Source organism: Ignavibacteriota bacterium, assembly GCA_016716225.1.
GTDB lineage: Bacteria > Bacteroidota > Ignavibacteria > Ignavibacteriales > Melioribacteraceae.
Genome location: JADJWT010000001.1, coordinates 1,326,466 through 1,339,247 on the forward strand (window position 1 = coordinate 1,326,466; position 12,782 = coordinate 1,339,247).

At 30.2% G+C, this 12,782-nt stretch carries 10 protein-coding genes; 7 read left to right on the forward strand and 3 right to left on the reverse strand.

Annotated elements, in window-relative coordinates; all coding sequences use genetic code 11:
* The first annotated feature begins 6 nt into the window (after positions 1–6).
* The 6 genes from IPM32_05700 (at position 7) to IPM32_05725 (ending at position 8,954) form a co-directional block, all read left to right on the forward strand.
* Positions 7–567, forward strand: coding sequence for a sigma-70 family RNA polymerase sigma factor (locus tag IPM32_05700; protein MBK8944753.1), 561 nt, complete (start codon positions 7–9; stop codon positions 565–567).
* Between the two features lie 21 nt (positions 568–588).
* Positions 589–3,114 (forward strand): serine/threonine protein kinase, encoded by a 2,526-nt coding sequence (locus tag IPM32_05705; GenBank protein MBK8944754.1) that lies wholly within the window; start codon positions 589–591, stop codon positions 3,112–3,114.
* 288 nt (positions 3,115–3,402) lie between these two features.
* Positions 3,403–4,029, forward strand: a complete 627-nt coding sequence (locus tag IPM32_05710; GenBank protein MBK8944755.1) for a hypothetical protein — start codon at positions 3,403–3,405, stop codon at positions 4,027–4,029.
* 21 nt (positions 4,030–4,050) lie between these two features.
* On the forward strand, positions 4,051–4,476 hold the full coding sequence (locus IPM32_05715) for a hypothetical protein (protein MBK8944756.1): 426 nt from the start codon (positions 4,051–4,053) through the stop codon (positions 4,474–4,476).
* A gap of 236 nt (positions 4,477–4,712) precedes the next feature.
* Entirely contained in the window at positions 4,713–5,132 is a 420-nt protein-coding gene (locus IPM32_05720; protein MBK8944757.1) for a hypothetical protein, read from the forward strand.
* Between the two features lie 30 nt (positions 5,133–5,162).
* A complete protein-coding gene (locus tag IPM32_05725) occupies positions 5,163–8,954 on the forward strand; it encodes a T9SS type A sorting domain-containing protein (GenBank protein MBK8944758.1) in 3,792 nt (1,263 codons plus the stop codon).
* Positions 8,955–9,068: 114 nt separating this feature from the next.
* Here IPM32_05725 and IPM32_05730 read toward each other — a convergent pair whose 3' ends face one another.
* The 3 genes from IPM32_05730 to IPM32_05740 form a co-directional block, all read right to left on the reverse strand.
* Positions 9,069–9,650 (reverse strand): outer membrane beta-barrel protein, encoded by a 582-nt coding sequence (locus tag IPM32_05730; protein MBK8944759.1) that lies wholly within the window; start codon positions 9,648–9,650, stop codon positions 9,069–9,071.
* Positions 9,651–9,831: 181 nt separating this feature from the next.
* Positions 9,832–10,380 (reverse strand): hypothetical protein, encoded by a 549-nt coding sequence (locus IPM32_05735; protein MBK8944760.1) that lies wholly within the window; start codon positions 10,378–10,380, stop codon positions 9,832–9,834.
* Positions 10,381–10,418: 38 nt separating this feature from the next.
* A complete protein-coding gene (locus tag IPM32_05740; protein MBK8944761.1) occupies positions 10,419–10,946 on the reverse strand; it encodes a hypothetical protein in 528 nt (175 codons plus the stop codon).
* A 327-nt stretch (positions 10,947–11,273) separates the two neighbouring features.
* On the opposite strand from IPM32_05740, the gene IPM32_05745 reads away from it, so the two are divergent.
* Positions 11,274–12,743, forward strand: a complete 1,470-nt coding sequence (locus IPM32_05745) for a glycosyltransferase family 2 protein (protein MBK8944762.1) — start codon at positions 11,274–11,276, stop codon at positions 12,741–12,743.
* The last annotated feature ends 39 nt before the right edge of the window (positions 12,744–12,782 follow it).

Below are 12,782 nucleotides of genomic sequence, written 5' to 3' on the forward strand. Positions count from 1 at the left end.
ATTAAAATGAATGGTAAATATCAAAATATTACGCAGTTATTAAATTCCGCATCGACTGGAGATAGTTTTGCGCTCAATAATATTTTACCAATTGTTTATAATGAACTCAGAAAAATCTCATCTAAATATTTGCGGGATGAATTTAAAAAACATACTCTTCAAACTACTGAATTAGTGCACGAAGCATATTTGAGATTAATTGGCGATCAAAATTTATCTTGGGAAAGCAGAGCGCATTTTTATGGAATTGCAGCAAAATCAATGCGACAAATTTTAGTGGATTATGCCCGAAAGAAAAAATCAGAAAAAAGAAATTTTGGGAAAACACAGCTTTCTTTAGATAACGCAGATTTTGTTTTGAGTGAAAATGAAGAACAAATATTAAATCTAAATGAAGCTCTAAATAAATTAGAAAAGTTTGAAGAACGATCTTGCAAAATTGTTGAACTCAGATTTTTCTCCGGATTATCTTTAGAAGAAACAGCCGAAATGTTAAACATTTCCATTGCAACTGCTAAACGCGATTGGCAATTTGCAAAAGCTTGGCTTTATCGTGAAATAAATTAATTAAATTCTAATTGGATTTATTTGAATAATACTTTTAACGAAATATTAAAAACAATTTTTCAAAAAGCTCTTGAGCTTGATAAATCCGAAAGAGAAAATTATTTCAATAATCTTTCCGATGATCAAAAAGAATATATAGATGAAGTAAAATCACTTCTTTCCTCGTATGAAAAAACTGACGATTTTTTAGAAATTGCAACAAACTATAATCAAATTTTTACTTCAAATGAAAATGAAATACATCCTTTAATTGGAAAACATATTGGTCCATATTTAATTGAAAGTGAAATTGGTTATGGCGGAATGGGAATTGTTTTTATTGGTCGGAGAGATGATAAAGAATTTGATCAAAAAGTTGCTATCAAAATTTTAAAGCAAGGATTATCAACAAAATATTTAGTAAAACGATTTGAAAACGAAAGACAAATTCTTGCAAATCTTCAGCATCCAAACATTGCAAAGCTTTTTGATGGAGGAAAAACTTCTGACGGACTTCCGTATTTAATTATGGAATTTATTGAAGGAATTCCCATTACAGATTTTTGTAAAAAAAATAATTTTTCAATCAAACAAATTTTAGAAATATTCAAAACAGTTTGTGCGGCAGTTCATTATGCACATCAAAATTTAGTTGTTCACAGAGATTTAAAACCTGGAAACATTTTAGTTGCTGAACAAGGAATTCCAAAGCTTTTAGATTTTGGAATTGCAAAACTTCTTGATGAATCTTTAGAGATAGAAAACCTAAAACTAACTCAAACAAAAATGTGGCATTTAACTCCGGAGTATGCTAGCCCCGAACAAATAAAGGGAGAAAACATTACAACTGCAAGTGATGTTTATTCTTTGGGTGTTTTGTTGTATGAATTGATTTCGGGGAGTCAGCCATATAAATTTGAAAATTTTTCACCGGTTTCAATAAATAAATCAATTGATGAAACAAGTATTTTAAAACCGAGCGAAATTGTAAAAAAAACTTTTATTACAAAAAATCAGAAAACAATTGCAAATCAAGATGTGTTAAAAAAATCAAGATTAATTAAAGGAGATTTAGACAACATAATTTTAAAGGCAATGCACAAAGATTCTTCTCAAAGATATTTAACAGTTCAAGGATTAATAAATGATATAGAAAGATATTTAAAAGGACTTCCGGTAAATGCCAGAAAAGATACTCCAGTATATAGATTTTCAAAATTTGTGAAGCGACATAAAATTGGATTTGCGTTATTTGTTTTTTTTAACATAATAATTTTATTAAGTATTGCAGCAATAATTTACCAAGCTAATATTGCCACAAAAGAAAGAGATAATGCGAAGCTTGAAGCTCAAAAGTTGGAAAGTGTAAATAATTTTTTGCAAGAAATGTTGTCTTCAGCAGATCCAACTGAAATTAGTAAAGATGTAAAAGTTTATGATGTTTTACAAAAAGCATCAAAAGAAGTTGAAACAGGATTTAAAAATCATCCGGGAGTTGAAGCGGCAGTTCGTAAAACTTTGGGAAAAACTTTAACAAATCTTGGAGAGTTTGAAAAAGCAAAACCACATTTAGAAAAATCATTGGAATTAAATAGAAAATTTTACGGAAATGAAAGTTATCAAACCGGAGAAAGTTTGCACGAGTTAGCTTTGCTTTATGATTGGCTTGGTGATTTAAATAGTGCAGATTCTCTATATAAATTTTCAATTAATATTTTAAGAAAAGATTCTGAAACACCGCCACGTGCTTTATCAAGTGCAATTAATGATTTTGCAATTGTTAAACAGGAACAAGATAAATATCAAGAATCATTAGGTTTGCTTAAAGAGGCATATAATATTGCATACATAAGTTTTGGAAAAAAAGATAGAGATGTTGCAAATATTGCAAATAATTTAGGTGTAACTTTTGAAGGAATTAAAGAACTCGATTCGGCTACAATATATTACCAAAAATCACTCGATTTATATATGGAACTTTACGGAAATAATCGACCGGAAATTTCTACAATTCATAATAATCTTGCGTTTATTTTTATTGCAAAAGAAGATTTTCAATCTGCGCATGAACATTTTTCAAAATCGCTTGAGTTAAAGAAAATTACATGGGGAGAAAAACATTCAATGGTTGGATTTGCATATATGAATTTGGGTGCATTAGAATACACAATGAAAATGTATGAATCAGCTAATAAAAATTTGCTCAATTCACTTAAAAATTACAAAACTTCGATTAATGAAAATCACATTTGGATGGGATTAGCATACTTTTGGTACGGAAAAAATTTAATAGAATTTAATAAACTGAATGAAGCTGAAAATTATATTCAAAAAGCATTAAAAATTTATTTAAAAAATTATCATTCTGATCATGTTAATATAATTTCTGCAAATGCTGAACTAGGAGTTATTTATTTACTTCAAAAAAGATATAAGGAATCCGAAAAACTTCTTTTAAATGGATACGAAAAAATAAAAGAGATAAAGGGTTCGGAAAATTTCAACACAAAAAGAATGCTAGAATATGTTATTAAATTCAATCAAGAAACAAAAAATGTGAAAAATTAAATTATTATAAAAACCTCTCTAAATCATTTACAAAATAGTGATATAAATTTTTTTATTTTGAGATTTCTCTTCCGATAAAAATCATCGAAATTGAAATGACTAAATTTATTTTTTGTCACGTTTTAACATTTTTACTTCTTAACATTTCCACGCCTTTCGTCACTCGTATTTAATTTTTACTTTTGAAAATTTAGTGAGCCTTTTTATCCACTTTTTACGCATGTAGATATGAGAGAAAAAATTCATTGTTAAAAACTCTCATAAACAAAACTACAAACGGAGGAAAAAATGCAAAAATTATTAACCAAACAAATTCTTTTAATCTTTTTTATTGCTTCAACAATTTCATTTGCACAAAATGTAAAAATTGGACCAAGAATTACAGGAAATCTAAATATTTATAACCAAAACGGGTTAACCGGTTCTTACAATGGAATTGGAATTGGTGTTGGCGCAGCAATAGATATTTCATTTACAAGCAATATCGGAATTTTAACAAATTTAACATTGTTTGACATGAAGAATTTTTCAAATTCACAAACAGTTCAAACAACAACTACAGAGCGCTCACTTTCACTTTCATATTTAACAATTGATCCATTATTTAAGGCAGAATTTAGCGGATTTTATCTTGTTGGGGGTCCATCATTTGGCGTAAAATTAAATTCAAGTGGTGAAGTAAATCAAGTTGTAACTGGTCAAACACCGGTGGTTCAACCATTAAATATTGAGACAAAATCTGTAAAATTTGATATTGCATTAGGAACCGGATATAACTTTAAAGCCTCATCAACTGTTACTTTGGGAACAGATTTTATGGTTTACGTACCTTTAACGGATACATATAATTTTCCGGGAATTAGCAACAGCACTCTTAGTTTGAAATTAGGAATATCAGTTAAATTTAGTTTATAATATTTAAGAAAGGAAAATAAAATGAAAAAGTTAATATTATTACTGTTACCAATATTATTTTTATCTATCACTTCTTGTGATGACAGCGCCGGAGTTACAAATCCAACCGGAGGTGGAATTGGAGGAATTGGCGGCGGAGGTGGAACCGGAACCGGAAGTGTAACCTTTACAATTGGCACTTCTCAAGGTGAACAAGGTGGAATTTATTTTACCGCAGCTCCAAGCGTTGCAGTAAAAATTACAAAAGTAACTGTTAGTCTACCGGCGCAACAATTTTCTGATGTTCTACAAGGGGATGGAACAACAGTTTATAATGCAAACGAAGCTGTTTTATTGCAAGAATATGTCGGAGTTGAAAATGGTCAGCAATGGACTTTCCAGTTTGAAGGAAGCTTAGCTGGTAATAATCAAACTTTTAATGTAACATCAAATTATACTGTTAGATAAATAGGGTAAACTAAAAATTTAAGTTTCCCTCCACCGTAGTTAATGAGTCCTCAATTTAAGAGGGCTCATTGATTTTAAAGTAAAAAATATGATTTTGCAAACATTTATAAGAGTTTTATCACAATATTAAAGATTTTATTTTTATAAATTAAAATCGATAATTATATTTAGACATTCAATCCTTTATTAATCAAGTCAAATATAATTCTTTTAATTACTGATAAATTGGAGAAAAAATGTTTCCACAAAAAATCTTTAAAAGTCTCGCTATTCTTAGCATTCTTTTCACTTTTACAAATTGCTGTACAACAAAAAATGAACTAAAAGAAGAAGAAATTTCAATGGTAAAAAAAAATAATATTATGGCAATTGCACCGGGAACTGCAGAAGTTTTATGTACTGTAACAAACATTTATGAAAAGGAAAATAAGTCATTTTGTTCCGTAAAAGTAAATTCTGTTAAAAAATACGGTCCGGCAACAAAACCAATTTCTGCAAATTCAGAAATCCACATTGAGCTTAAAGATTCTTTCAAGGAAAAAATTGATTCCGCACGATTAAATAATGAAGAGATTTTAATAACCATTGCATCAACTCCAGAAGCGATGGGGCAAGAAAATAATGTAAGTTGGAGGATAATTAAGTTTGACGAATAAATAGAAATGAAAAATTATTAAGGGGAAAATATGTTAAAAATTTTACAATACATTTTCTTAGCAATTTTATTTTTCGTAGCATTTTCAATATTTACCGGCGAGAAAATAAATACAGAAAAAAATTCCGTTCAAAGATTAAGATCAACATCTTCTCCTAAATCTGGAATTAAAGCTAAAAAAGGTAGAGAAGAATATTTTAGTTTGATTTTAAGAGATCCGGCATCAAATAAAATTCCGTATAATATCAGACAGCGCGAATTGAAATTTGCTAAAGAATTAGAAATTAAAAACAGAAGTTTGAGCAAAAATAATAATTTTAATGAACTTAGCTGGAAAGAAGCCGGACCAAATGATGTTGGCGGAAGAACCCGCGCATTAGCAATTGATGTTGCAAATTCAAATACAATAATTGCTGGTGGAGTTTCCGGTGGAATTTGGAAATCTACGAATAATGGTTCTTCTTGGTCTCTAAAAAGTTCTAGTTCAGATATTCTTAGTGTCACTTCTATTGCACAAGATACAAGATCCGGAAAAACAAATACTTGGTATTATTCAAGTGGAGAATTTAACGGCTCCGGACAAGATTTAGGTTACAAATCATTTTTCACCGGCGGCGGAATTTATAAATCTACCGATAATGGAGAAACTTGGAATTTACTTCCAAATGCGAAAGATACAAATCCTTTACAATGGAATACTCCGTATGATTACGTTTCGAAAATAATTGTAAGCCCTATAACCGGTTCTGTATTTATTGCATCTCATGCATTTGGATTATTAAGATCTAAAGATGGTGGAAGTTCTTTTGCAATTTCACTCGGTGGTACAAACAATCATATTTATACAGATGTTGATGTAGCGGCTAATGGAACTCTTGTAGCAGTAATTTCTTCACCATTTCAAGGAATTACACCAGATAATGCTCCCGGAGTTTATAAATCAACTGACGATGGCGATACATGGACAAACATTACTCCAACAACATTTCCCGAAACGCATTTAAGAAGTGTACTTGCTTTAGCTCCTTCAAATGCAAATACTTGTTATGTGATGACATTTACGGGAAATTTAATTAACGAAAAAGTAGACGATGTAAGATTTCACAAAATAAATGTTTCAACCGGAGTTTCTGAAGATAGATCTGCAAATATGCCAAATTTCGAAAATGATTTTGAAGATTTTATTCACACCCAAAATAATTACAATATGGTTGTTGCTGTAAAACCCGATAACGAAAATTTTGTGTTAATTGGCGGAACAAGTTTGTTTAGATCAACAGATGGATTTGCAACAAAGCCGGATGATGTAAAATTAGATTGGATCGGGGGATACCATTTATTTCATTTTCAATATCCAAATTTTCATTCCGATATTCACGCTTTTGCTTTTAATCCAACCAACCCAAAAGTAATGTGGTGGGGACACGATGGCGGTCTTTCTTATACCTCAGATATTACGCAAACAAATTATGCAGATGTATTTCCGTGGGAAAATAAAAATAACGGTTATAACGTAACTCAATTTTATATGATTACCCAGCCAAATGAAGCTGGCGATAATAGAATTATGGGCGGAACTCAAGATAATGGAAGTCCATTTTTTACTTTTAACGGAACTTCAACTTCCGAATCTAATGATGTAAGTAGCGGTGATGGAAGTTATGGATATTTTGCTAATGATTTTTGCTATACTTCGGCACAAAACGGTGCTGTGTTAAGAGTAAATTATGATGGGAATGAAAAACCTTCACGCAGTAATGGATGGAGCAATATTACACCGCAAAATGCACAAAATCAATCATTTATAAATCCTTATTCAGTTGACCCAAATGACGAAAACACAATGTTTTATCCCGCCGGAAGTTCATTGTGGAGAAATAATCAATTAAGTACGCTTCCGGTAAATCAAACTTTTAGTGAAGGAATAACGGAAGGATGGAATGAATTAACAAATTTATCTGTTGATGAAGGATATATTATTTCTGCAATGGCGGTTTCAGAAAGCAATCCACTTCACAGATTATATTATGCCGCATCAAATATTTCACAAACTCCCCAAGCACCAAAAATTTATAGATTAGATAATGCCAACAATTCAACATCAGGTGCAGTTGAATTATCAATTAGCGGAGCTTCAGAAAATTCTTACATTCATAATATTGCGATAAATCCAGATAATGCTAACGAAATTTTAATTACAATGTCCAATTATAATATTGTGGGAATTTTTCACTCAACCGATGGCGGACAAAATTTTACTGCTGTTGAAGGAAATTTAACCGGAGATCCAAATAATCCGGGTCCATCAATAAGATCGGGAAGTATCCTTCCTACATCAAATGGGAATTTGTTTTTGGTTGCAACAAGTACCGGAATTTATTCTACAAATTCACTAAATGGAAACAGCACTAATTGGATTATTGAGGGAGCAAATACAATCGGAAATGTAATTGTAAATTATCTCTCAGCAAGAAGATCTGATGGAAGAATTGTTGCCGGTACGCACGGAAGAGGAGCATTTATTGCAAATGCAGAAGTTGGCGGAGCTGCTGTTGCATCAGTTAATGTTGGAAACTTAACACTGCAATCAAGACCCGGAGAAACTGGAAGTTCAAGTTTTATTTTAAGCAATACCGGCGAAGCAGTTTTAAATTATAGTATTTCGGTTTCCGGAAGTTTTAATGGAAATTTTGGCAAGCATAATAAAAATGTTTTTCATTTGGAAAAAGGAAATCTGAAAAATAAATTAACTGATAGATTTGATAGGAATTTTAAGAATAGCAAACCAACTAACAGCAATGTTAAATCAATAAAAAATCCGAATTCAAGTCTTGAAAAATCAAACACAATTTTAGGAAATGATTATTTATATCTTGATGACGGAAACGAAAATTCAGATTCATTTATTGGCTTTGGCGATGATGGATTTGGCGGAAGTGCAAAATTTACATGGCTCAATTTATTTACACTTTCCGGTTATAATTTTGAAATGGATTCGTTTGAATTTTATATGAGAACCGAAGGTGTAAGTTCAAATAATGTATATCTTGAAATTAGAGACGATGATTTTAATATTTTAGATTTTGGAGAACTTGATTTAACTCTTTCTTCAAGCGGTGGTTGGTACACAGTAAGTTTAGATCCGGCAATTTCATTTAGTGATGGAGAATCATTTTACATATTAATTTCAAGCGATAATGATATATTTTATCCCGCTGGTGCTGATTATGATGGCGTTGAACCCGGAAGCGGTTTTTATTATAATGAAGGTAACAGCACATGGGTAAATATTAATACAATTTCGGGATTTGAAAATGGTGCATTTCTTATTAGACCTTTTGGGACACTTGGCGAAAATTCCAATACGGATTTGGTTACTGTAAATCCGGAAAGTGGTTCCATTCAACCAAATTCTTCAGAAACGATTACACTAACTCTTAATGCTCAAAATTTAAATGAAGGAAGTTATACGGGACAAGTTAACATTTCTACAAATGGTGGAAATTTTACAATTCCTATAGATTATTTGGTTGATGTAAAACAAGTAGCTCAAATTCCAACTGAATTTAATTTGGGACAGAATTATCCTAATCCATTTAATCCTTCAACACAAATTGAATTTTCTTTGCCACAAAAATCAAATGTTTCATTAAAAATATTTGATGCATTGGGAAAAGAAATTGCAAATTTAATTAATGAAACAAAATCTGCCGGAAAATATCAAGTTAGTTTTAATGCAATAAATTTATCTAGCGGTATTTATTTTTATAGATTGGAAACGGATCAGTTTTCAGAAACAAAAAAAATGTTATTAATTAAATAAATTGTTTGGTAGAGACGCATAGCAATGCGTCTCTACATTTTTAATTTGATGTCACTGACCAATAAGTGAAAGCGTAAATTTTGTCATCGAATGGTCGATGACAACTAATATAATTTATATTCCAACAATAAATCCAACTTCTAATGTAAAATGTCCGATTGATTCTTCTGCATTTATAATATTGTATTGTAAATTTCCATCCACTTTAATATCATTGCTTAATTCATAAACAAAACCTCCGCCAAGCCCAAAACCAAAATACGGATTAGAATCACCTTTTATTTTCGGGAGTTCAACCCCGTTTTGAGTTGTTTGCGTTGATGAAGATGTAAATACATGTAAACCCAATTCTCCACTTATATATGGATTTAATTCTTTATCATCTAAATAATACCTTGCACCAACTAAAATTGGAATTGATGTTGCCGGTTCTGTAGCTTCAATTGATGTATTTCCAATTTCAATTTTATCTCCACCCCAAGCAAGATATCCAATTGTTCCGGTAAATTGAAAATAATCTGATAGATCATAAAAGAATGATCCTGCAACGCCGTAACCCATTTTGGCTACATCGTTAAAATCTCCAATTGGAATTGACAAAGTTCCATTTAAGCCAATTGCCATATTGCTCATTTGTGCAAAAGATAAATTTGAAATTATAATTAATACTGTAAAAATTGTGAATATTTTTTTCATAAAATTTCCTCCAAAATTTAAAGAACAAAGGGTTTATTGATTATAAAGAATTGTATTTAGATTTATGTAAGTTTTTATAATTAGATGGTAAGAATTTAATAAATTGTTGTTTAAAAGAGGCAAAAAAAAGCGGTTAATTTTAAAAACTAACCGCATTATATAAAAATTTTATTTAATGATTTTAGAATTTGAAATCAACACCTAAAACCAAGGAACTAACTAAATTTCCAAACCCAAAAGATGCTCTTGCAGCCATATTTGGAGAAAACCAATATCTAACACCAGCATTACCATTAAAGAATAATCCACCACCAGAAGATGTGCCATAATCATAATCATCGTATCCAAGTTTGCTGTCATAACTCCAAGAATCAATATCAAATCCTAAAACAACGCCTAACCAAGGATCTATTTTGCTGTTTTCAAGTTTGAAATGATAATTAGCCTGAGCACCAATAATGATATCTGTATAACTCCATTCTCCATAAAAATAATCTTCGCTCCAATTATAATATCTGAAAATACCGCCAACACCCAATGCCCCAGGTGCATCAACACCGATATCTTTTAAACTCATTCCGTATTCATAATCTGCACCAAAACCTAATCCCCATCCGCCAAATCCAACACTTAAAGTTGGACCTGCATGGTGTTTACCAACTTCAAATTGTGCAAAACTTACAGTTGATATTAATGTTAAACTTAACAAAAGAACCAATATTTTTTTCATTTTTTCTCCTTAAAAACTATCAAAATAATTTTATGTAATTAGTTAATTGGAAATCTTAAACCGGCAAATACTGTCAAATTATTTGAATCACTAATAATATTTATTTTTGCATTAACATCAAGATCCATATTTCCCAAAGCATATAAAAATCCACCGCCTAAGCCTAAACCAAATTCTGTACTTGATGAAGAGAATTCACCAAAAAATTCACTATCATAAGTGAAACTCAAATTATTTATTCCTAATTCTGCAGTTGCATAAGGAGTAAAGCTTGATCTTTGAAAATAATATCTTCCGCCAAAAACGATTGGAACATTACTAAAAGATGCGTCGTCAGCTTCGGTTCCCCAAGATGTATAACCAACGGAACCGGTTAAATCAATATTTTGGTTAATTCCATAGTAAAAATTACCTAAAAATCCAAATCCCATATTTGCTGCATCACCAAAGTCACCCATCGGAAGAGAAATCCCAACTTGACCACCAACATGCATTTTGCCTTCTTGGGCATTAATTGATACTACAAAAAAAGTTAAAAGAGTTAAAATAAGAACAGTTTTTTTCATAAGTAATTCCCCTTAATTGAATTATAAATTTATGATTTAATTGGTAATTTAGCAGACAAAATAATAAGAAATTTAATAACTGCAAAATAATTACACGTAATTCTTAAGTAATTAACTGATACAAACATATCATTTAATAAAATATTATTTGTGATTTTTATCATTACATTTTTAGAAAATATTTTTTCTGGGATTAATTGATTTTTAAATTCGTTAAAAATCATATCATATTGCATTATTAAAAATTAAAATTTCCAAAACAATTTTGCTAATTTGCATTTTCTAAAATCAAATTTTACAAAACATTAAACAAAAATTGAAAAAATTATGAAAAACAAAATTGATGTTTTTTTACCGGCTTTTGGAAATGAAATATTAGAAAGGACAACAAATTCTCTTAAAAATTTTGAGATTATTAATTACATAAATGTTTTTACAAATGATGAGAATTTCTATCCCGAAAATTGTAAAATCTTGCAATCTAAAAATATTTTTTCATCAGAAACAATTAAATTGATTGCGGAAAATTCCCATACCGATTTTATCCTTTTTATCACAAAAAGTATAAGAATTGATTTCGGAAAATTCAGTTTGGAAAGATTTTTAAATGTTGCAAAAAATACCGGAGCAGGAATTGTTTATTCAAATTTTTATGAAACAAAGGAAAATCAAATAATTAAACATCCAACAATTGATTATCAGTTAGGAAGTCTGCGCGATGATTTTGATTTTGGTCCGGTTTTATTAATCAACACAAATGCTTTAAAAGTAGCAGTAAAAAATTTTTCTGAAAATTATAATTCTGCAGGATTGTATAATCTGCGTTTAGCAATTTCGGAAAAATATTCCATCATTAGAATTCCGGAATTTCTTTACACAACAAACGAAGATGACAATATAAAAAGCGGCGAAAAAATGTTTGATTATGTTGATCCGAAAAATCGGCAAAATCAAATTGAAATGGAAAAAGTTGTAACAAATCATCTTAAAAATATTGGCGCTTTTTTAACTCCGGAATTTCAAAAATTAAATTTTGAAGAAGTAAATTTTACAAATGAAGTATCGGTTATTATTCCGGTTAAAAATCGCAATAAAACAATTAGCGATGCAATAAAATCAGTGCTAAATCAGAAAACCAAATTAACTTTCAATTTAATAATTGTTGATAATCATTCTGATGACGGAACTTCGGAAATAATTAAAAGTTTTGCGGAAAATGACAAAAGAGTAATTCATATAATTCCCCAAAGAAAAGATTTGCAAATCGGCGGATGCTGGAATGAAGGAATTTTGAATGAAAATTGTGGAAGATTTTCAATTCAATTGGATAGCGATGATTTATATTTCAATGAAAATACAGTTCAAAAAATAGTTGATAAATTTTATGATGAAAAATGTGCGATGGTAATTGGTTCATACAAATTAACAAATTTTAAATTGGAAGAAATTCCCCCGGGAATTATTGATCATAAAGAATGGACGCCGGATAATGGAAAAAATAATGCTTTGCGAATAAATGGATTAGGTGCTCCCCGCGCTTTTTATACACCGGTTTTGCGCGAAATTAAAATTCCAAATGTAAGTTACGGAGAAGATTATGCAGTTGGTTTAGCAATTTCAAGAGATTACCAAATTGGAAGAATTTATGAGCCGGTTTATTTGTGCAGAAGATGGGAAGGAAATTCCGATGCGGATTTGGATATTGAAAAAACTAATGCAAATAATTTGTATAAAGATAGAATTAGAACTTTTGAAGTTTTAGCAAGACAAATTAAAAACAAAAATATCAGCCACTAATTCACGAATAAAATATAAGTGCTTTAGTCGCGAACACAA